A 21,160-nucleotide genomic window follows, 5' to 3' on the forward strand; every position below is an offset into this window, starting at 1 on the left:
AGCCGCATCACATGGTAAAATAATGTAATATTGATTCTTCTGCTGTAGGTAGCAGGAACTTCAACATCGATTGTGGCCTCGCTTAATAGATCTGCCTCGGATTAAGGCATGGGCTCCTAACCAGTTACACATGGAGCTACGCTGACCATTCAGACCAACAGAAAGAGCATGGCACTTGTCGACTTCTGATATATCAAATATCGTGACTGTAGCTGGAGCATCATTGCCTGCTGAATATCATAGCCGGATCCGCTTCAGGGTGTCAGCGTGTCCTGCGGGCGTCGAGGAATGTCAGCGTGCAGAAATTGAAGGGCAAAACAGCCGTCGTTACCGGCTCCTCCAAAGGAATCGGCGCTGAGATCGCGTTGCAATTCGCCGCCGCTGGGGCAGCTGTCATTGTTAACTACTCATCAAGCGCTGAGGGAGCTGATCGCGTTGTTCAGACGATCGTCGAGCAGGGCGGCCGCGCCGTAGCGGTTGGAGCCGACGTCAGCGATGCAGAACAACGGCGGAACTTGTTCCTTCAAGCCGAGGCGATTCTCGGCCACGTCGACATCCTCGTGAACAATGCTGGCGTGTTTCGATATTTCCCATTGGAGGAGATTACTGAGACAAGCCTACAATGGATGTTTGGCCTCAATGTATTCGGACTTTTGCTGACCACGAGGGATGCGATCGCGCTGATGCCTCCAAGCGGTGGCTCTGTCATCAACATCAGCTCCCTTGCGAGCACATCTTCGCCCATGCACGGAACGGTCTATAGCGCGACCAAGGCAGCAGTCGATTCGATTACGCGCTCTCTGGCAAAGGAGCTCGGCCCTCGGAAAATTCGCGTCAATGCAATACGGCCCGGCGCTATCGAGACGGAAGGTACCGTGTCGGGAGGGCTGATTTCAGGAGAGCGGCTTCGCACGTTCCTTGAAACGACACCGCTGGGTCGGATAGGGTGGCCTACGGATATAGCGCCCGCCGCGACGTTTCTCGCTTCCGACGAGGCTTCCTGGATCTCTGGCGAAACTCTGCTCATCGCAGGCGGCCGAGGGATCTGAGTGATTGCTGGTGTCTCCTGAGCTGTTCCTCATCCTCAAAACAGGTCTGTTCAATTCTCCGATGGAGCATACGCCATGCAGCCGTGCTGGGTTGGCTCTGAACGCCGCCATCAACTTAACCCAAGAGTGACGGAATGCGCGTCCGTGCGGGAACAAACCGGCACATCGTCCCTGCTGCTCCCGCCCGTAGAGGGTGCTTCCTCGCCACCGCCCGCGCCGGCAGCGCTTAATCCGTGTCCCAACCATCGCAAGGATTGCCGATGACCTCCAAGCTGTTTGAATTTCCCGAATTGGGAACGCACGCGATCAAACCCCGGACCGTGCGCAAGGCGCATCCCGACGACCACTTCTCCTCGGACTTCCGCTACCAGTTCCCGCGGGAGGACCGGGACCTGCCTGAAGTCTACGTCTACACCGACCAGATGTCGTACGACCCCGGCGAGACGGTCGAGTTCCGCGTCTCGACTACGGCGGACAGCTGGAACATCCAGATCTACCGCGACGGCTATCGCCCCGAGATGGCGCATGAGGCGTTCGACCTGAAGGGCGAATTCACCAAGACCTCGGAAACGGCCTATATGGACGGCTGCGACTGGCCGGTCTTGCATAGCTGGAGGATCCCGACGGATCAGCGCTCGGGATTCTATCGGATCGTCTCGACTTGCTTGCGCAGGGACGGGCAGCGCTTCGTGCAGCACCATTTCGTCGTCGTGCGCCCGACGGAGGCCACGCGGCGCGGCAAGATCGTCTTCATGCCCTGCACCGGAACCTGGACCGCCTACAACGACTGGGGCGGCGGCAACCATTACTTCGGCACCTGGGGGCCCGACAAGAACCATGCCTCGCCGATCCTCAGTCTGAAGCGGCCTTGGTCGCGCCCGATGCTCTGGCTGCCCAAGGGCGGCGCGCGCACCACGGTGGACCGTCTGCCCGCCATGGGTGACGGGCCGCGCTATCCGGCGCGCGAATGGGGTTATCAGCAGGGCTTCGCGCAATTCTGGGTCTCGGCGGGATGGGCGCAGTACGACCGGCATTTCCTCGTCTGGGCCGAGAAGGAGGGCTATGAGATCGATGTCATCACCCAGACTGACCTGCATTACCGCCCGGAGTTGCTGGAGGGTTACTCCTGTCTGGCGGTTGCCGGTCACGACGAATATTGGTCGTGGGAGATGCGCAAGCACGTCGAGGGCTGGGTCGAAAAGGGCGGCCATTTCGCTCGTTTCGGGGGCAACTTCCTGTGGCAGATCCGGCTGGAGGAAGAGGGCGCGCGCCAGATCTGCTACAAGACGCTTGCTCCCACCCACGACCCGGTCCGCGACGATCCCGAGCGCAAGCACCTGCTGACCTCTATCTGGGACGGCGAGGCGGTGAACTGGCACGGCTCCTCGACGGTCGGGGTCAGCGGGTGCCACGGGATGTATTCCGGTTTCGGCGGGCATGCGCCGCGCGGATCGCGCGGCTTCACCGTGTACCGCTCGGACCACTGGGTCTTTGAAGGCACGCAATTGCGCTATGCCGATGTCTTCGGAGCCGAGGCCGGGATCTTCGGCTACGAAGTGGATGGCCTCGAGTACACGTTCCGCGACGGGCTGCCCTATCCAGTCGACGGATCGGGCGCGGCGCCGGAAATCGATATCCTGGCCATGACCCCGGCCACCATGTTTGAAGAGGAACATCCGGGCGAGGGGCGGCGCTTCTCGCTGCGCGACGGCGACCTTCATGACATCGCCACTCTAGCGGGCGGCGATTACGCGACCAAGCGACGGAAGATGCAGTATGGCTCGGGAATGCTGGTCGCCATGGCACGCGGCGCAGGCGAGGTCGTCACGGCCGGCAGCTGCGAGTGGGTCATGGGCCTAACCCGGCGCGACGAGTTCACCGAACAGATCACCCGCAATGTGCTGAGCCGCTTTACCGCGGATTGATCGAAAAGCCGCCGATGGGGACGACGGCTCACCATCGGCGGACAGACGGCGCGTTCTTCAACAAGGGAAGAACGCGCCGTCCCGGCACTCCGGTCCGCCCTCGCAGGAATTCATCTGATCGTTCTCGAGGGAAGCTGCGTTGACTGTCGGCGTCGGTATTGCGCTTGGAACAGCACGGCTCCTGTCCTGATGCCTGGTGCAAGACTCTTCGGCAGCAGGTCTCCTTCTGACGACATGCCCATCCCGCAGCCGCACTCGGAACACGCCTATCCTGAACTGGTCCGAAACCTCTTGGAAAGCAGAAAATAGTATATATCATGTATGGAGTGGTGGGTTGTGGCGGCTTGTCGACTGCTCAAGCACCCATACGCGTGAGGAAGGCTTACGACTGCGGATGCCGACTGGGTGTTCGGGAGTCCCTAGGAGCCCGTCCGCCAGCTGGAGCAAACGCTTTGCAACTCGGCAAGCCCAGGCCCCGTCTACGGACCCGCCTGATCAGTCAACCGGCCGAACACCGGCCCATTCAGAGGGGAAGAAATTGATGAAGCGTCTCAACTTCCACGAATTGCCCTATCGCCTATGGGTCATGCATTCCAGCCGTACGACAGCCATGCTCGCACTCGCTGCAGGCATCGCATGTGCTTCTCCATCTTCTGGCTACGCCCAGGGAGCGAGCAGACCGCTCGTAATCGCGCGTAACATGGACCTCAACTCACTCGACCCGCACCGCTCATTCTGTGACACCTGCCAGATCTACAATTCCACCGTTTATGAAACGCTCCTCACGCTAGACACCAACAACAAGCTCGTTCCGCTGCTGGCCGCCAGCTGGGAGGCGAGCGCGGATCAGACCAAGTTCACGTTCAAGCTCGACCCGAAGGCCAAGTTCAGCGATGGATCTCCGGTTGAGGCCAAGGACGTGAAATGGTCGTGGGAGCGGCTGAAGAACCTGAAGGGCAGCGCAGCCTTCCTGGCGGAGAACATCACTCAGATCGACACGCCGGATCCGCAAACCGTCGTCGTAACCGTGGCCGCGCCCAACTCCGAGTTCCTGAACATCGTTTCGGCCCCTTATATGGCCGTCGTAAACAGCAAGGTTGCCTCAGCCAATGGCGCAATGGCAGCCGCCGATGCCGCCACCAAGGACAATGCCGAGGGCTGGTTTCTCCAGAACTCCCCTGGCAGCGGTCCTTATGTCCTCACATCCTACAGCCCCAACAACGAGCTGCGTTTGAAGCGCAATGCGCAATACTGGCGCAGTGCACCGGCGATCGAGGATGTTGTCTTCCGCCAGGTCAAGGATGCTGTCGCCCAAGCACAGATGCTCGAGAGCGGGACGGCGGACATCGCCATGCAGATCGACCCGGACACAGCCAAAACAATCCGGAGCAAGGACGTGACCGTTCAGACGGTGCCGTCCTACAACTTCATCTATCTCGCCCTCTCTCCCGGAGCGAAGGGCAACAAGGTGAAGATGACGAAGGAGGTCCGAGAGGCGATCAGCCTCGGCCTCAATCGCAAGGAAATCCTCGAGTTCACGCTCGGCAAGGAGGGACAGCTCATCTCCGCTCCGATCCCGCTCGGCTTTCCCGGAGGCAGCGGCTTTCCGGAAGAGCCCTACGATCCGGCCAAGGCCAAGGATCAGCTCGCCAAGGCCAATGCCGGCAACCTCGAGCTGGATGCCGCATTCCCGAACCTCAATGCTTACGGCGTCGATCTCTCGCTCCTGATGCAGAAGGTTCAGCAGGAGCTGAGCAAAATCAACGTGAAGGTCAATCTTCAGCCCATGACCTTCTCCAACTGGCGCGAGCAGGTGAGCGGCAACGGCATTCCGCTGACGGCCGTGTTCTACGCGCCCGACTATTTTGGCTCGGCCCAGTACGTGGAGTACTTCGGGATGATGCCGGGATCTCCCTGGGCCAAGCGGGCCGGTGCGGCGAACGACCCGTCGGTGATCAACCCGCGGGAGTCGGAGCTGTTGAAGAAGGCGCTTGCATCCGGAGGCGAGGAGGCCGCGACGATCTATCACGAGATCGGACTTGAGATGATCAAGGACAAGGTCATTCTGCCGCTGGTGAGCCCCAACCTGATCCTTGCCTACAACAAGGGCGTCAAGGGCGTGCGCTATAGCGCCTGCTGCAACCTGCCCATTGCAGAGATCAGCCGCTGACGTTTCACCGGGAGACGCTATAGGCGTCTCCCGTCCTTCTCCCATCATTGATTTTTTGGTTTGAGGCTGGGATCTGGTACTTGCATGACGAAGCTAATCAACTCCATCGACCGGTCACTGCGGAGCCGGGCCGAACAGGTGATCCCAGGTGGCATGTGGGGTCACATGAGCACCCGCTATCTGGGTGACGCCTACCCGCAGTTCTTCGCACGGTCGGAGGGGTGCCGCCTCTGGGACGTGGACGGCAACGAGTATGTCGACCTCATGTGCAGCTGGGGCCCTATCGTTCTCGGCCACCATCACCCTGCCGTCGAGGACGCGGCGCGCCGGCAGCGGGAGCGTGGCGACAGCATGAACGGACCTGGTGATGTTCTCGTCGAGCTGGCCGAGCTGATGGTCGACACCGTCCCGCATGCAGACTGGGTCATGTTTCAGAAGAACGGGACAGACGCCACGACTGCCTGCGTTACCCTTGCCCGTGCGGGAACCGGGAGGCGCAAGGTCTTGGTGGCGCGGGGATCCTATCATGGAGCCGTGCCGTGGTGCACCCCGTCTCTCGCGGGAGTGACGACCGAGGACCGGGCGCACCTCATCCATTTCGACTACAACGACGTTCAGAGCCTAGAAGAGGCTGTCGACCAAGCCGGCTCTGATCTCGCCGCGATCATTGTCACCGCTTTCCGGCACGATATCGGCCGGGATCAGGAGATGCCGACGGCCGGTTTTGCCCAGCGGGCTCGCCAGCTGTGCGACCTTCAAGGCGCTGCGCTCATCGTCGACGACGTACGCGCGGGCTTTCGCATCGATCTTGGAGGAAGCTGGGAGCCGCTCGGGGTTCGTCCCGACCTCAGCGCCTGGAGCAAGGCCATCGCCAACGGCCACCCTCTGGCCGCCGTCACAGGGAGCGACCGGTTCCGTGAGGCTGCGACGAAGGTCTACGTCACGGGATCGTTCTGGTGTGGCGCGGTCGCCATGGCGGCTGCGGTGGCGACTATCAAGACTCTGCGTGACACGCAGGCGATTGCACATATGAGGGACATGGGGCAGCGCTTGCGGACGGGAATGGAAGCCCTCGCTTCGCGGCACGACCTCAAACTGCGTCAGACCGGTCCAGCACAGATGCCTATGGTTCTGTTTGAGGGCGACCCGAGTTTCGAGAAGGCGGCATTGTTCTGCGCATCGGCACTGCGAAACGGCGCCTACTTCCATCCCAAGCACAACATGTTCCTGTCGGCAGCGCACGCCCCGGCCGATGTCGATCGCATCCTGGCGGCGGCCGAGGCTGGCTTTGCCGCCGTGGCCCGCGAGGCGGCGGCAGGCTGAGGATACGTTGGGCGGCGGACGAGCCCTGCCCGTATGCGCCATGCCGTCCCATGCGAGCCTGGTTCGGCGCCAGGCCCCGCGTTACGCTGCAGGGTACCCGGGCCGGCCTAACCATGCTGGAGGATTTCGCTCGTGTCAGGCTATTTGATCCGACGCCTCGTGACGATGCCATTTCTCATTCTCGGCATCATCACCATCACATTCTTCCTGTCGCGGGTGACGAAAGGCGACCCACTGACAGCCATCATCTCCGAGCAGCAGATGAGCAATCCGGAGGTGGTCGCAGCAGCCAAGCAGCGGTGGGGGCTGGACCTCAGCCTGCCCGAGCAGTATCTCGTCTATACGGGCAAGCTCCTCACAGGCGACCTTGGAACGTCGTTTACGACCAAGAGGCCTGTCCTGCAGGACCTGCTCGAACGCCTGCCAGCCACGCTGGAACTGGTGATTGCGGCAATGATCATCGGCACGGTGCTCGGGATCGCTCTCGGGGTTCTGGCCGCCTATTACAGGAACGGCTGGCTCGACCACGGTTCACGTCTGTTCGCCCTTGTCGGATCATCGCTCCCCGTCTTCTGGTCAGGGCTCGGCCTGCTCTTCATCTTCTCGGTCCAACTGGGCTGGCTGCCGGGTCCGGGGCGCCTGGATGCTCGTCTGCAGCCGCCACCCATGATCACGGGGATGATTACCCTCGATACCCTGCTCGCCGGCGATCTCGCTGCATTCGTCGATGCGCTCCATCACCTCATTCTGCCGGCCTTTGTGCTTGGCTGGACGGTGACGGGAACGATCTCCAGGCTTGTGCGGGCCAACATGCTCGAGGTGCTCAATCAAGAGTATGTGCTGACGGCCCGAGCGAAAGGTGCAGGAGAACTGAGGGTTCTGCTTCATCATGCGCTGCGCAACACGCTCGTCCCGACACTGACCGTCATCGGCCACTCGTTCGCCTACCTGATTACCGGAGCGGTGCTGACGGAGACCATCTTCGCGTGGCCGGGCATGGGATCCTATGCGGTCGAAGCGGCGCGCGCGCTCGATTATCCGGCCATCATCGGCGTGACCGTCGTCGGCGGCGTGACCTTCCTGGTCACAAACCTTCTGACAGACATCGCCTATATGCTCGCCAACCCCCGAATCCGCCTCAGTTAGGACGAAGCATGGCCTCATCGGCAAGTGTCCCCCGTCGCAAGGCTCCGGAATGGCTGACGATCCCATTGCTGGTCGGCGCGCTCGTCATTCTGTTTTGGATCGTCGTGGCAGCCACAATCGACTTCTGGGCGCCTTATGATCCCTTGGCTCTAGTGGGCCGGCGACTTCAGCCGCCCAGCATGGCCCATCTGCTCGGGACAGATGCTCTGGGCCGGGATGTGCTCACACGAACGCTCTATGGGGTTCAGTACTCGCTGCCTGTCGCCTTGGGCGTTGTCGTGGCGGCTGTGGCGATTGGGTCCCTGCTCGGCGGAATCGCCGGGTTCTTCGGAGGTCTCATTGGCGCCGCCATCATGCGGCTCGTCGACATTACCCTTTCGTTTCCTCCGGTGCTTCTCGCTATGGCAGTCGCTGCCTCGCTTGGGCCGGGTCTGACCAATGCCGCCATCGCAATGGTTCTGGTCTGGTGGCCGGTTTATGCACGGCTCATGCGAGGCCAGGTGCTCGAGATACGAGAGCGCGAGCACGTGGAGGCGGCTGTTGCCGGCGGCGCAGGCCGCACCCGACTGTTGTTCACCCACATCCTCTCACTGTGCTGGACGCCTGTTCTGATCAACGCCACGATGGATTTCGGACAGGTGGTCCTCCTTGCTGCATCGTTGAGCTTCATCGGTCTCGGAGCAACCCCGCCAACGCCGGAATGGGGCTCCATGGTATCGGATGGCGCCATTCATTTCTATCAATGGTGGATCGCCTTCGGGCCGGGCTTCGCGATCCTGACGGTCGTGCTCGGATTCAACTTTCTCGGGGACGGACTGCGCGACATGCTCGATCCGAGAACCCATTAACAAGGCGATGTTGGCCCTGAGGTAGTCAGTTCCAAGTCGAGACCCATGATGCTCAAGCACCAAGACAAGTCTCTCCTGTCGGTCCGCAATCTCACCGTGGGCTTTCAAGTCGGCGGCGTCACGCTCGACGCCGTGCGCGGCATTGATCTCGATGTCGCCCGCGGCGAGGTCGTTGGCGTCGTCGGTGAATCCGGATCGGGCAAATCGGTTGCGATGCTGGCTTGCCTTGGTCTTGTCCCGCGAACGGCACGCGTCGCAGGCTCGGTGCGGTTCCAGGACAAGGAACTCGTCGGAATGCCACAGTCCGAGATGCGTAAGCTTCGCGGATCGCGGATCGGCATGATCTTTCAGGACCCGCTGTCCTCGCTCAATCCGGTCTTGACCATCGGCTCGCAGATCGTCGAGGCCATCCGCTTGCATCAGCCGGGAATTTCCCGCAAACAGGCGTATGACCGCGCCGTCGAACTGCTCGACCTCGTCTCAATCCCCCAGCCCGATAGACGAGTCTCTCAGTATCCGCATGAATTTTCAGGGGGCATGCGCCAGCGTGCAATGATCGCCATGGCCGTCGCGAACGGTCCTGATCTGCTGATCGCCGACGAGCCGACGACAGCCCTCGATGTGACCGTGCAAGCTCAGGTCCTCGAGGTGCTGAAGAGCCTGCGCGATCGCCTCGGCCTCGGCATCGTGCTCATCACTCACGATCTTGGAGTGGTTGCCGGGAACGTGGACCGTGTCGCCGTCATCTACTCGGGACGGGTGGTCGAAGCGGCGGAGGTCGGCGCCCTCTTCCGCGATCCGCGGCATCCCTATACGCGCGGGCTCCTCTCCTCGATCCCAAAGCTCGACGAGAAGCGAGAGCGGCTTTTCTCCATTGAGGGGACGCCGCCACCCCTCGGACGCCGGCCGACCGGTTGCGCCTTCCATCCCCGCTGCATCTATGCGAGGGAGGTGTGCTTGAAGGAGGAGCCGGCCCTCCGGCTTGCTGGCGCAAGCCTTTCAGCCTGCCACTTCGCCGATAGTCTCGAGCAGATGCCCGTTCATCAGGCAGCAGCCGGACCTGAGACTACGGAGGTGCACCAATGAGCGGAAACGGCATGGAACCGAGCGAGGCGGTCGCGGGCGCACCAGTGCTGTCGGTGCGCCACTTGGTGAAGGAATTCCCGGTTCGAGGCGGGCTGCTTTTCAACAGGGTCGTGGCACATGTGCGCGCCGTCGCTGACGTTTCCTTCGATCTTGCTTCAGGCGAGACGCTGGGCCTCGTTGGAGAGTCGGGCTGCGGCAAGTCCACCCTAGGCCGCTGTCTTCTCAAGCTCATCGAGCCCTCTAGCGGGCAGGTTATATTCCGTGGCGAGGATCTCGTTTCACTGAGCGGCGAGAGGCTGCGCCACAAGCGGCGGCATATCCAGCTCGTGTTCCAGGATCCCTATTCGTCGCTGCATCCGCGCATGCGGATCGGTGACAACATTGCCGAGCCTCTGAGAAATGCAGGGTTTTCGAAACTGGATCGTGAGCGGCGCGTCGACGAGCTGATCCAGCTTGTCCGCCTCGGTCCGGAACACAAGCTCCGCTATCCGCACGAGCTCTCCGGCGGCCAGCGGCAGCGGGTGGGCATCGCGCGCGCGCTGGCACTGCAACCGGACGTCATCGTGCTGGATGAGCCCGTCTCCGCGCTCGACGTGTCGGTCCAAGCCGGCGTGCTGAACCTTCTGAAGGACATTCAGCAGGAGCTTGGGACAGCCTACGTCTTCATTGCACACGATCTGTCTGTCGTTCGTCATATCTCACATCGCGTCGCGGTGATGTATCTCGGGAAGATCGTTGAAATCGCCGAGGCGGAGCAGCTCTATCGCGGCGCCCGTCACCCCTACACGCAGGCGCTGTTGTCTGCGGTTCCCATCGCCGATCCGGAGAAGGAGAGGGGGCGCACGCGGATCGTGTTGAAGGGTGATGTTCCAAGCCCGCTCAATCCTCCTTCGGGTTGCCGTTTCCGCACCCGGTGCTGGAAGGCGCAGGGAATCTGCGCTGAACAGGAGCCGCCCCTGGTCGAGTACACACTAGGTCACCGTGCGGCCTGCCATTTCGCCGAGCCTGCACTCGATCCGTCACTTTCCGGGTCATTGACGGGTTCGACACCAGTCCCTATCGCCTGACGGCTGCAGCCGAGACGCTATCCGGAGATCCCATCATGTATCCTGACGTTCAACTCTACATCGACAACGTTTGGGGCCCCGGCAGTGGCAAGCCCATCCCAGTCCTCAACCCTGCGACTGAAGAAGTGATTGGCACGGTCGCTTGCGCGGGTCCGGACGACCTCGACCGCGCTCTCGACGCCGCTTCTCGCGGCTTCGCCGCCTGGAGTAGGGTCCCGGCCTTCGACCGATCAAAGCTGATGCGCCGGGCCGCCGACCTGCTGCGGAGCCGGACCGAGGATATTGCCCGGCTCTTGACTCTCGAGCAGGGAAAGCCGCTCGTCGAATCGCGGGCCGAAATTGCTGCCGCTGCGGATATCATCGACTGGTTTGCCGAGGAGGCGCGGCGCACTTACGGCCGTGTCATTCCCGCGCGCGCCGCCAATGTGCAGCAGCTTGTGATCAAGGAGCCTGTCGGCCCCGTCGCGGCATTCACGCCATGGAACTTCCCAATCAACCAGGCCGTTCGCAAGATCTCCGCCGCGCTTGCCACCGGTTGCTCGGTCATTCTCAAGGCACCGGAGGAGACGCCTGCCGCCCCAGCCGAGCTGGTGCGCGCTTATGCGGATGCAGGACTGCCAGCTGGGGCTCTGAACCTCGTCTATGGGAGCCCGGCCGAGATTTCCGGGCATCTCATCCCCCATCCGACAATCCGGAAGATCTCCTTCACCGGCTCGACCGCGGTCGGAAAGCAGCTTGCCTCCCTCGCAGGGCTTCATATGAAGCGTGCCACCATGGAACTGGGAGGCCATGCTCCAGCAGTCGTCCTCCCGGACGCCGATGTGGACCGAGCCGCAAAGACTCTCGCGGCTAGCAAGTTCCGCAACGCCGGCCAAGTTTGTGTGGCGCCAACTCGGTTCATCGTCCATGCCGACGTGCATGATGAGTTCATCAGCCGCTTCACTGCGGCTGCCCAGGCGCTCAAAGTCGGCGATGGGCTTGCGGAGGGAACCGTTGTGGGGCCGCTCGCCAACGCTCGCCGAGTCCACGCCATGGAGGACTTGATTCAGGATGCCGTATCGAAGGGCGCGCACATTGCGACGGGCGGCCGCCGGTTGGGCAACAAGGGATATTTCTTCGAGCCGACCGTCCTCACGGGCGTTCCGCGCGAAGCACGAGCAATGAACGAAGAGCCCTTCGGGCCTCTTGCACTCGTGCTACGATACGAGTTCCTTGACGAGGCGATCATCGAGGCGAACCGCCTCGACTACGGCCTCGCCGCCTACGGATTCACGCGCTCGGCCGAGCACGCAAGCACCCTCGCGTCCTCTATAGAAAGCGGAATGGTTTCGATCAACCATTACGGTTTGGCACTGCCCGAAGTGCCATTCGGCGGCATCAAGGATTCTGGCTACGGCTCTGAAGGCGGCACAGAGGCAATGGAAGCTTACCTCAACACGAGGTTCGTTTCCCACGCGAACTAATCGGGCTGCCGTGGGAATGGGTTCGATTTGCCATCCGAGTCGTCTTGGAACGGAAGAGGCGCCTCTCGCGGCATCGCGCGAGGAGGCACCGACTGATGGTCCTGCCTCACGCTTCTCGGCCTAGGGGGGCCTTTCTTATCGCTCGAACTGCAGGCAAGCTACCAACGATTTCTGTGTCACCGTCTCGCTTCTTGGGCGGGTGCTATGGATCCCCAGATATAGCTTGGAAACTCAGCACCTCGTGCTGCAAAGGACAACGAGAGGTGCCCAGTGCAATGTGAATTCGGTTGCTCCCAATCACCTGAAGGTTTAGACGTCCTTTGCAAACAAAGTCCGTTCGCTATATTATATATTAAAGGGGCTGTGGCACGCTGAGTTCTTAGCGGGAAGGCCCATCTAGGATACAGCATGGCCGATTTTGACCAGATGCCTGGCGACACCGGTGTAGGTCCGGTCACCCGCGACAGCCTGACCGGCCTTGTCTACAACAACCTGCGCCAAGCGCTCATGGAAGGCAGGTTCTGGCCCGGTCATAGATTCAAAATCCGTGATCTTGCGGCGACGATGAATGTCTCCGAAACACCTATCCGCGAGGCGTTGATGCAGCTCGTGCGCGGACGAGCCCTGGAAATGCAGGCAGGCCGTTCGATCATCGTTTCTCACATGACCGCGAAGCAGTACATCGAACTGAGAACCGTAAGACTTTTCCTTGAAGGCTTGGCGGCAGAGCATGCGACCACGCGCATTTCGGAAGCTGACATCGACAAGATGGCCGCATACCATGAGGAGCTGATTGGCGCGGAGAAGGAGCAACGGTGGTCGGATGCGGTACGCGCCAACTGGCAGTTTCACCACTGCCTCTATGATGGATCAGACCTCCCAGAGGTTCTCGCCATTCTCGACGATATCTGGATGCGCAACGGACCACTGCTGAACTTCCACTATCCATATGCTCCGCCGACCTATCCGAACGAGCACCAGCACCTTTCCGTTCTCAAGTTTCTGCGGCAGCGGCGGCCAGACCAGGTTCGCGAAGCGATTCAAGCGGATATGATGGAGGGGGGGCAGAAGCTGGTTCGTCTGCTCGAGAGGTATGGCAGCACTCGGACCATACCTCTGCCGGGTCTTTGAAGACTCGGCCGGCTGGCATCATTTCCTTCCTTCGACGGTGTGGCGGGCATGGGCATCCTTCACCGCATCGATGAGCGACTGCTCCGACAAGCCGTATTTCTGAAACAGGTAGGGAGTCGAGCCGCCCTCGGCGAAGGTATCTCGAACCCCGACGCGCCGGAATTCAGCACGCACGCCTCGTTCCATTAGAAGTTCGGCTACGGCGCTGCCAAGCCCGCCGATGATCGAGTGATTTTCGGCAGTGACGATCACAGGCAGGCCTCGCGCTAACTCGGCCAAATCCGGATCGAGCGGCTTGATTGTCGGCATGTCGACGATTGTGAGAGATAGGCCTTCCCGACCGAGCGCCGACGCAGCGCGCAGGGCAATGTCGACCATCATCCCGCAGGCAACGATCAGCCCATCCCGCCCCTGCTGTAGGACGCGCATCCGACCGATCTGGAACGCAGATGCCGGCTCCGCCGGTGCCTCGGCGCCGTCGGCGCGCTTGAGCCGCAGATAAACTGGCCCTTCGTGGGCGGCGATCGCCACGACAGCAGCGCGCACCTGCTCCGGTGTGCTAGGCTCGATCACCGTCATGTTCGGCAAGGCCCGCATCAGGGCAATGTCATCAATCGCCTGATGCGACACACCGAGCATCGTCGTGAGTCCGGGAATGACGCCGACAATTTTCACATTCGCCCGCGGATAAGCGACCTGCATGGCGATCTGATCATAGCAGCGCCGCGTCGCGAAGACGCAGAAAGAGTGAACGAACGGGATCTCTCCGGATCTCGCCAACCCGCCCGCGATGCCAATCATATTGGCCTCGGCAATACCGACCTGATGAAAGCGATCCGGCAGTGCGTCGCGGAACAGGTCCGTTTCGGTGGGAAGGGTGAGATCCGCAGTCAGGCAGACGATCCTCGGATCGCGTCGCGCAGCCTCGAGCAGAGCCTCGCCGTAATGTTTAACAGCACCTGCCGCGGTTTTGCTCCGCGCATTGAAATCATGAACCTCGAGCGAGCTTCGATCAGGCTTCGGCTGCATTTGCTCCCTCCATCCTTTCCGAGGCGGCCAGCGCCTGCAGTGCCTCTTGTGCAATGTCCGGTGGCAGCTTCAGATTGTGCGCGAGCAAGCCTTCAAGGGAAGGCACGCCCTTGCCTGCAAGGGTCTGGGCTACGATGCAGGTTGGCCGGTCCCGCCCGCGCGCGCGCTCGAGGCAGGCAAGGAGTGCAGGGACATCGTGACCATCCACTCTCTCGGCGACCCAGCCGAATGCGGTGAATTTCTCGTCGATCGGCGCGACCTTCACGACCTTATCGATATGCCCCTCCACCTGCATTTCGTTGTCGTCGACGATCAGGCAGAGGTTGGAGAGGTGCGAACTGCCAGCAAAAAGTGCGGCCTCCCACAGCTGCCCTTCCTGCAGTTCGCCGTCGCCAAGCAGGACATAGACACGTGACGGCGAATGGCGCCGCCGGGCTGCGAGTGCCATGCCGATGCCGACCGACAGTCCTTGGCCGAGGGAGCCGAGGGTTGCCTCGATCATCCGGCCAGCGCGCTCGGAGGCGTTGACTTCAAACGGCGATCCATCCTTGCAGTAGTCCTCGACGGCAGCCGGATCCGCGATTCCCCGCGCAGCCAGTGTGGCGTAGAAGATTGCCGTGTTATGGGCCGTTGAAAGCAGGAAGCGGTCGCGGTCCATCCACTCGGGATCAGCCGGGTCGAGCCGCAGCTCGGCAAAGTAGAGGACTGCGAACAGATCCGCCGCCCCAAGCCCTTGCTGCACATAACCCTGCCCCGTCGGCGCCACAAGTCTGATGACGTCCTGCCTGAGACGCCGCGCGATACGTGCGAGTTCAACGGCATCGGTCGTTCGGGGCGCCGGCTGGCGCTCGGCTACTTCCTTCTCGCTCATTCCTCGCATCCTGTCCTGACGTACATCGAACTCTCCCTTTCAACCTGACCTTGCGAAACGCCACCTATATGGAACGCATCTCAAGCGGCGGTGAATCGGTCGAGAACGTTGCGGGTAATCCGTTGGGTGAACGGATCGCCGCGTTTGAGGCCCATCACCCATTCGCAGGTCGCCGCTGTCAGCACTTCGCCCTTCCCGCGGGTCATGTGCACCATCATGCCGGATCCATACTTGTATCGAGCGAGCCCTTCAGGCGTGATCTCGCCGGTGACGCATTCTACCAAGCCCTCATGGTCGCTGCCGCGCACATAATAGCGGAACCCATCACCCTGTGGCTCGTCCTCAGCCAGAACGGCCGGAGCCATGGCAAGAATCTGTATTGTCTCCGGCTGGCCCTCTACGGTGACCGGATAGGGGAGGCCGTGGCGAAAGGTATAGTCCAGCCCGTCCACCTCGTATGCAAATATGCGCTGCTTGTCGCCGAAGATGTCGGCGTAGTGCAACCCCGTGCCAGCGAAGGCCCAGTGCTCCGGCCGATAGACCGTAAATCCCTTCTGGCCATTAGGAGCAAACCCTCCCCAGGAGGCATAGAGGCCATGGACGCCGTTGACGCCGACGGTCGATGCGCCCGGCCGGCGCACATGGCGATCTTCCCATGCAGTCGTCAGCAGGTGAGCCTTGTCCGTTCCCGCGACAGGATCGTTGTGAGCTGCCTTGAATTTGTAGCAGACCTGCCGCTTTCCTTCATCCTCCAGCCGGATCTGCCACAGGAAGTTGGCGCCGAAGCGGGCAAGCCGGCCGCCGCGCTCGACATAACGCTCAACGGCGTCGCGCATTTCCCAAGTCCAGTATTCATCATGACCGACGATGGTCACGCATGGGTACGCATCGAGGAGCTCCGGCCTATAGTGAAGGTCGGTCTGAGTGATCATATCGAGCTCATAGCCCTCCTTCTCAGCCCAAAGCACGAAGTGGCGATCGAATTGAGCCCATCCGGCCGCTGCGTAGTACTGGCCAAAGCCGTTGGCAAAAGCCCATTCCTTCATCGGATAGCGCGGTGCATCGCCCATTTCCGGCTCGGGATCGGCACAAATGCGTGGCGCGCCGGCAGGAAGCCAAACTACGCCGCGCGTCCAAGGCCGCTCCAGGGACAGGACCGGCGAGGCCTGGTCCTGGTTCTCGCCCTCAACACCGAAGTAGTGATTGGCGCCACCGAAATCGTTGTAGGCAGTCCAAGTGGCGGTCGGCAGGACCACGAGGATCCTGCCTCGCCGCGTAGCCCCGGTCGGGCGCACGACGAAGAAGTGGTGCTGGACGAATCGGGTGCCGTTCGCGCGCTCGCAGGAGGAAACCACACGGTAGAAGCCTGAGCGAAGGTTGGAGGGCAGCTTCAAGCGGTAGCTGACCGGCCATTTGCACCCATTGCGATATGCGTCGGCCGGGGTCGGGGCGAACACGCCTTCCAGGGCGTCCGCCTCGTGCAGCATTTCCGGCTCCAATCCATCAAGATAGATCTGCAGCCGCCAGGTCTTCGCTGTTGCGCTGGAATGGAAGGTTACCTCGTCGCCCGGGTCATAGGATATCGCATCGGTGTAAGTGTAGACCTCGGGAACACGAGGGTCCTCGCGAGGCGCCTCGTACCATGGTTGGCTGTTCCAGTGCTCATCCGCATGCATCGGCCTTGTCTTGCGGGCGGCGACATTGATGGAACCCAGTTCAGGAGACAGGAATGAGTGCTTTTCTGACATGACTAGGCGTGATCCATTGGCTGATCCTGTCATAGGAACCCTCAACACAGGCGGCCGCGATCACGGCCGCCTGTATCGGATAACTGCACGACGAGGCGACTGCCGGGTCAGCGAGTGAGCCAGGCAGTCCAGCGCTGGCGAAGCTCATCGCGGTGAGCGCCGATCCACTCGAAATCGGGTTTTACCAGCTTCTCATAGTTCGCAGGTGACGTAGCATAGAGATCCCGCTCCTCCGGCTTCATGAGCTCGATCGCCGACTTGCTGGCTGTTGCATACTGGACGTCGCGCATGAAGGGCACATGGGTGTCCGTGCTCGCATAGAAGTAGTCGAGATAGGCCATAGCCGCCTTTTTGTCAGGCGCGCCCTTGAGGATCGACATGTAGCCTGTGTCACGGATAGCACCCTCCCATGACATAGCCGCTGGGACGCCCTCTTTGATGATGGCCAGAGAGCGTCCCGAATAGCTCATGGTCATGACGACATCGCGCGACCGCATGATCTGCTGCACTTGATCGCCGGTCTTCCACCAGACGGCGACATGCGGGCGGATTTCGTCCAGCTTTTTATAAGCGCGGTCGAGATCGAGCGGGAAGAGCTGCTCGGGCTTGACGCCATCGGCCAGCAGAGCCGCGACCGGCACCCACCAGTCACGATCCCCGGTGTCAGGCAGGCCGCGAGGCCCCGGAAACTGCTTCACATCCCAGAAATCTGACCAAGTCTTGGGAGCCTTCCCCTTGAAGGCCTCGGTATTGTACGTAAGCAGCATGCCTCCTGTCGTTCTGGCAACGCCGTAGGGCGTGCACGCATCGGGCACAGCGTACTTCTGTACATTCGGGAGCTGCGAACAGTCGATTTTCTCCAGCATGTTCGTGCGGGCCACTAGGTCAGGACCCGTTGCTGTAACAATGTCGAACTCTACGTTCCCAGTCCGCATCATGGCCTCGGCACGAGCCCACTGATCGGGAACTTCGATCGCTACGGGAACAACCTCGACATCCTTGGCCTTGCCGAAAGGCTCGTAAAAGTACTTGTTGAGGGCATTGCCCATGAGGCCGCCGGTTGTGGCGATGACCAGTTGATCCTCAAGATCCTGCGCCGCACTCGGCAGCGAACCGGCAACCACCGCGGCAAGCGCGATGGTTGCGGCGGTGCAGTTCAACACGATTTTCGGCATCAATATTCTCCTCTGGCTTTGCTGTTCTGTGTAGGACTCAACTAGCTCCTCGCGCGCGAACGCATGGCATAGGCGCCGAGTAGGATTGCAACGGACAGGACGATGAGCAGTGTTGCAATGGCCGGAATGACAGGGGTGAGGTTCTGCTCGATATCCTCAAACATCCGGCGGGGCAGGGTCTTCTGACGGACCCCTGACAGAAAGAAGGAGACCACCGGTTCGTCGAACGAGATGATGAAAGCGAAGAATGCGCTGCTCACGACACTCGGCAGGATCAGGGGCAGGGTGATCAAGCGAAACGCCGTCCACCGCGTCGCGCCACAACTCATGGCAGCGGCTTCGAAATTGGCGTCGACCTTGCCGAGAGCCGCTGCAGTGGTGAATACCACGAAGGGCAGGGCGAGAACGGTGTGAGCCAGAACAAATCCCGGAACCGTGCCTGAGAGTCCAATGGTTTGGAAGAAGAGATAGAGTCCGACCGCCAACGCAATGTGCGGCACGATAATCGGCCCGATCAGCAGGATTTGGAAAAGACTGGCGAGCTGTCCACGACCCCGCACCATGGCGTACGTCGCTGCTGTTCCAATCAAAGTGGCGCATATTGCAGTGAGGAACGCTACCTGGATGCTCAGCCAGGTCGCGTTGCGCCATCCACGACTCGTGAAATATTCCGCATACCACTTCAGCGTGAAGCCGCTCGGTGGGAACTCGAGATGATCATTCTGGCCGAACGACATCGGAATGATGATCACCAGCGGAATGATGACGAAGGCTAGCACCGTATAGACGTAGGCGCCCAGCGCGAGTGATCCCCTGTCCAACGCCGGCTTCATGTTTGGGCCCCCATCAGGCGGTCGAAGCGCAAAGTCTTACTGAAGATCAGTGCGAGCAAGGTGACGAAGAGCGTCAGCACGCCGACCAGCGCAGAGGCAAACGGCCAGTCGAGCACCTCGCGGATCTGCTGGGAGACAAGTGTCGCAACCATCAGTTCCTGCGGGGACCCGAGCAGCGCTGGAGTGATGAAGAAGCCCAGCGCCGTCAGGAACACCAGCAGGGAGCCGCTTGCGACACCTGACATGCTGAGCGGAAGGATGACCTCAGTAAAGGTGCGCAGCCGAGTGGCGCCCAGAACGGCCGCCGCTCGCATATAGTCGTTGGGGATGCTGCGCAGGGTGCCATAAATCGGCAGGATCATGAACGGCAGAAGGACGTGGGTCATTGCGATGACCACCGCACCCTGAGTGTAGAGCAGCTTGATCGGCTCGGAGGTGACTCCCACTGCCATCAGGGCAGAGTTGATCAAGCCTTCGCGTTGGAACAGGAAGGACCAAGCTGCAGTTCGAACCAGCACGCTCGACCAAAGAGGCAGTATCACGCAAACACCGACGAGCGCGGCAAGCGCACCCCGCACGCGGCTCATGTAATAGGCTACTGGAAAGCCCAGGATGACAGACAGCCCGGTAACGAGCATCGCCGTCCAAAGCGTCCGTAGGAGCACGCGCGTGTAAACCGGATTCGCGACGACGCGTGCGTAGTTGTCGAGGGTCGGCTTCGGCTCGAAGAAGCTGATGAAGAGCAGCTGGGCTAACGGATAGATGAATACGAAGGCAATGATGGCGAAGAAGGGCAGAAGCAGGAGCAGCGTCGCGAGTCCGCTCAGCCGCCGCCCGTCGGAGTGCCAGAACCGGGAGCGTGTGGCAGTCGTCATTGAGCCGCTCCTGGGTAGAGAAGAATTGCCTCCTTCGGGATGGTGAAGACGGCAGTTGATCCGAGAGCAAGGGCACTGAGGTCGGATGCCCCAGGCAGCCGAGCGCGAATCTCCGTGCTGTCGGGGAGGGTTCCAATCAGAAGGGACGCGGATCCGGCGTAAACGACGTCGTCGACCTTGACACGAAACGTGAACCCATTGTGTGCATCGCCGAGCTGAAGGCGCTCCGGACGAACTGCAAGCACAGCCTTTTGGCACCCTGTCAATGGTTCGACAGCGGCGCTGGCGGGCAGTTGCCAGCGCTCGCCAGAGGGGAGTAGTACGGAGATGTTCCCGCCGCTTCCTTCAGCCGTGACATTGATGAAATTCATTTCCCCGATGAACCCCGCCGTGAAGAGGTTGGCTGGGCGCTCGTAGAGTTCACGTGAGGGGCCGATCTGCTGAATTCTACCGTCCTTCAGCACCGCCACGCGATCCGCCATAGTGAGCGCTTCGCTCTGGTCATGGGTGACAAAGATGACCGTAATGCCAAGCTCTGCATGAAGCCGCTTGATTTCCAGCTGCATTTCTTCGCGTAGATTCTTGTCGAGTGCGCTGAGTGGCTCGTCCATCAGCAGCACACGGGGGCGGTACACGATCGCGCGGGCAAGCGCCACGCGCTGCTGTTGTCCTCCCGAGAGCTGATTAGGATGGCGGCTTCCATAGCCTGCCAGGCGCACCGTTGCGAGCGCCTCTTCCGCACGGGCATATCGCTCAGCCTTGGGAACGCCGCGCATCTTTAGAGGGAAGGCAACATTGTCGAGGACCGACATGTGGGGAAACAGCGTATAGTTCTGGAACACCATCCCAAGATTGCGCTTGTTGGCTGGGACGTAGGTCAGATCTTCGGTGCCCACACTGATGCTTCCACTTGTGGGAAACTCGAATCCAGCCACACTCATGAGGATCGTGGTTTTGCCAGAACCGCTCGGGCCCAGCAGAGCAAGGAATTCACCCGCAGATACATCGATATCTACGCCATCAACGGCGATTACGCTTTGAAAGCGCTTTTCGAGGCGCCGGATGCGAACTGCGGCACCGGCCGCCTGTACCTTGTCGCTTGGATAATTCACGTTCAAGATGTTCCCACCGTTCGTATGGGCCCCGCTGACAACCCGCGCAACTCACCGAGCGAGGCCTGCTCTTCGCTATATCACATTTGATATATCATCGAGCTTACGGTGGTTCCATCATCAGCGCAAGGGGGATCTCCTTACCCCATATAGCTCTGCGCCGGCGGTCCAACCGCCTTCATTTCGGCTCACGCCGCTCAATGGTATTCTGTCTCTCCCTCGTATGTCGTGACCGGATCACCGTACCATGTGGTTTCTATACGCAGTGAGCCATGTGTTCCAATCCACACGCACCTGAGATCGCACGTC

Annotated in this window: 17 protein-coding genes; 10 read left to right on the forward strand and 7 right to left on the reverse strand. The window is 61.0% G+C overall.

What is annotated here, in order from left to right; all coding sequences use genetic code 11:
• Window positions 1–296 precede the first annotated feature (296 nt).
• The 10 genes from FHR70_RS21485 to FHR70_RS21530 all read left to right on the forward strand — a co-directional run bounded on the left by FHR70_RS21485 (window position 297) and on the right by FHR70_RS21530 (window position 13,208).
• Complete coding sequence (locus FHR70_RS21485; RefSeq protein WP_183454080.1) at window positions 297–1,049, forward strand: glucose 1-dehydrogenase; 753 nt, start codon at window positions 297–299, stop codon at window positions 1,047–1,049.
• Between the two features lie 260 nt (window positions 1,050–1,309).
• Window positions 1,310–2,974 (forward strand): N,N-dimethylformamidase beta subunit family domain-containing protein, encoded by a 1,665-nt coding sequence (locus FHR70_RS21490; protein ID WP_183454232.1) that lies wholly within the window; start codon window positions 1,310–1,312, stop codon window positions 2,972–2,974.
• Between the two features lie 586 nt (window positions 2,975–3,560).
• A complete protein-coding gene (locus FHR70_RS21495) occupies window positions 3,561–5,144 on the forward strand; it encodes an ABC transporter substrate-binding protein (RefSeq protein WP_183454234.1) in 1,584 nt (527 codons plus the stop codon).
• Between the two features lie 84 nt (window positions 5,145–5,228).
• Window positions 5,229–6,467, forward strand: coding sequence for an aminotransferase class III-fold pyridoxal phosphate-dependent enzyme (locus FHR70_RS21500; RefSeq protein ID WP_183454082.1), 1,239 nt, complete (start codon window positions 5,229–5,231; stop codon window positions 6,465–6,467).
• Between the two features lie 132 nt (window positions 6,468–6,599).
• Window positions 6,600–7,613 (forward strand): ABC transporter permease subunit, encoded by a 1,014-nt coding sequence (locus FHR70_RS21505; protein ID WP_183454084.1) that lies wholly within the window; start codon window positions 6,600–6,602, stop codon window positions 7,611–7,613.
• An 8-nt stretch (window positions 7,614–7,621) separates the two neighbouring features.
• Window positions 7,622–8,461, forward strand: coding sequence for an ABC transporter permease (locus FHR70_RS21510; protein ID WP_183454086.1), 840 nt, complete (start codon window positions 7,622–7,624; stop codon window positions 8,459–8,461).
• A 45-nt stretch (window positions 8,462–8,506) separates the two neighbouring features.
• Window positions 8,507–9,547, forward strand: a complete 1,041-nt coding sequence (locus FHR70_RS21515; protein WP_183454088.1) for an ABC transporter ATP-binding protein — start codon at window positions 8,507–8,509, stop codon at window positions 9,545–9,547.
• Window positions 9,544–10,614 (forward strand): ABC transporter ATP-binding protein, encoded by a 1,071-nt coding sequence (locus FHR70_RS21520; protein WP_210277738.1) that lies wholly within the window; start codon window positions 9,544–9,546, stop codon window positions 10,612–10,614. The genes FHR70_RS21515 and FHR70_RS21520 overlap by 4 nt, the downstream gene beginning before the upstream one ends.
• A gap of 35 nt (window positions 10,615–10,649) precedes the next feature.
• Window positions 10,650–12,077, forward strand: a complete 1,428-nt coding sequence (locus tag FHR70_RS21525) for an NAD-dependent succinate-semialdehyde dehydrogenase (RefSeq protein WP_183454090.1) — start codon at window positions 10,650–10,652, stop codon at window positions 12,075–12,077.
• 408 nt (window positions 12,078–12,485) lie between these two features.
• On the forward strand, window positions 12,486–13,208 hold the full coding sequence (locus tag FHR70_RS21530) for a GntR family transcriptional regulator (RefSeq protein ID WP_183454092.1): 723 nt from the start codon (window positions 12,486–12,488) through the stop codon (window positions 13,206–13,208).
• An 18-nt stretch (window positions 13,209–13,226) separates the two neighbouring features.
• Here FHR70_RS21530 and FHR70_RS21535 read toward each other — a convergent pair whose 3' ends face one another.
• The 7 genes from FHR70_RS21535 to FHR70_RS21565 all read right to left on the reverse strand — a co-directional run bounded on the left by FHR70_RS21535 (window position 13,227) and on the right by FHR70_RS21565 (window position 20,860).
• Window positions 13,227–14,237 (reverse strand): transketolase family protein, encoded by a 1,011-nt coding sequence (locus tag FHR70_RS21535; protein WP_183454094.1) that lies wholly within the window; start codon window positions 14,235–14,237, stop codon window positions 13,227–13,229.
• Window positions 14,221–15,108 carry a transketolase gene (locus FHR70_RS21540; RefSeq protein ID WP_183454096.1) on the reverse strand — a complete coding sequence of 296 codons (888 nt, stop codon included), beginning with the start codon at window positions 15,106–15,108 and terminating at the stop codon, window positions 14,221–14,223. The genes FHR70_RS21535 and FHR70_RS21540 overlap by 17 nt, the downstream gene beginning before the upstream one ends.
• 80 nt (window positions 15,109–15,188) lie before the next feature.
• A complete protein-coding gene (locus FHR70_RS21545) occupies window positions 15,189–16,856 on the reverse strand; it encodes a N,N-dimethylformamidase beta subunit family domain-containing protein (RefSeq protein WP_246408403.1) in 1,668 nt (555 codons plus the stop codon).
• 107 nt (window positions 16,857–16,963) lie between these two features.
• On the reverse strand, window positions 16,964–18,031 hold the full coding sequence (locus FHR70_RS21550) for an ABC transporter substrate-binding protein (RefSeq protein ID WP_183454098.1): 1,068 nt from the start codon (window positions 18,029–18,031) through the stop codon (window positions 16,964–16,966).
• 41 nt (window positions 18,032–18,072) lie between these two features.
• A complete protein-coding gene (locus FHR70_RS21555; protein WP_183454240.1) occupies window positions 18,073–18,852 on the reverse strand; it encodes an ABC transporter permease in 780 nt (259 codons plus the stop codon).
• Between the two features lie 8 nt (window positions 18,853–18,860).
• Window positions 18,861–19,739 (reverse strand): ABC transporter permease, encoded by an 879-nt coding sequence (locus FHR70_RS21560; protein WP_183454100.1) that lies wholly within the window; start codon window positions 19,737–19,739, stop codon window positions 18,861–18,863.
• Window positions 19,736–20,860 (reverse strand): ABC transporter ATP-binding protein, encoded by a 1,125-nt coding sequence (locus FHR70_RS21565; RefSeq protein ID WP_425487892.1) that lies wholly within the window; start codon window positions 20,858–20,860, stop codon window positions 19,736–19,738. The genes FHR70_RS21560 and FHR70_RS21565 overlap by 4 nt, the downstream gene beginning before the upstream one ends.
• Between the last annotated feature and the right edge of the window lie 300 nt (window positions 20,861–21,160).

The organism is Microvirga lupini (assembly GCF_014191055.1).
GTDB lineage: Bacteria > Pseudomonadota > Alphaproteobacteria > Rhizobiales > Beijerinckiaceae > Microvirga > Microvirga lupini_A.

Coding starts and splice junctions, on each gene's coding strand:
- FHR70_RS21495 (WP_183454234.1), top strand. CDS start 3,561: ATGCATTCCAGCCGTACGACAGCCATGCTCGCACTCGCTGCAGGCATC.
- FHR70_RS21500 (WP_183454082.1), top strand. CDS start 5,229: ATGACGAAGCTAATCAACTCCATCGACCGGTCACTGCGGAGCCGGGCC.
- FHR70_RS21535 (WP_183454094.1), bottom strand. CDS start 14,237: ATGCAGCCGAAGCCTGATCGAAGCTCGCTCGAGGTTCATGATTTCAAT.
- FHR70_RS21545 (WP_246408403.1), bottom strand. CDS start 16,856: ATGTCAGAAAAGCACTCATTCCTGTCTCCTGAACTGGGTTCCATCAAT.
- FHR70_RS21520 (WP_210277738.1), top strand. CDS start 9,544: ATGAGCGGAAACGGCATGGAACCGAGCGAGGCGGTCGCGGGCGCACCA.
- FHR70_RS21530 (WP_183454092.1), top strand. CDS start 12,486: ATGGCCGATTTTGACCAGATGCCTGGCGACACCGGTGTAGGTCCGGTC.
- FHR70_RS21540 (WP_183454096.1), bottom strand. CDS start 15,108: ATGAGCGAGAAGGAAGTAGCCGAGCGCCAGCCGGCGCCCCGAACGACC.
- FHR70_RS21560 (WP_183454100.1), bottom strand. CDS start 19,739: ATGACGACTGCCACACGCTCCCGGTTCTGGCACTCCGACGGGCGGCGG.
- FHR70_RS21525 (WP_183454090.1), top strand. CDS start 10,650: ATGTATCCTGACGTTCAACTCTACATCGACAACGTTTGGGGCCCCGGC.
- FHR70_RS21490 (WP_183454232.1), top strand. CDS start 1,310: ATGACCTCCAAGCTGTTTGAATTTCCCGAATTGGGAACGCACGCGATC.
- FHR70_RS21510 (WP_183454086.1), top strand. CDS start 7,622: ATGGCCTCATCGGCAAGTGTCCCCCGTCGCAAGGCTCCGGAATGGCTG.
- FHR70_RS21515 (WP_183454088.1), top strand. CDS start 8,507: ATGATGCTCAAGCACCAAGACAAGTCTCTCCTGTCGGTCCGCAATCTC.
- FHR70_RS21550 (WP_183454098.1), bottom strand. CDS start 18,031: ATGCCGAAAATCGTGTTGAACTGCACCGCCGCAACCATCGCGCTTGCC.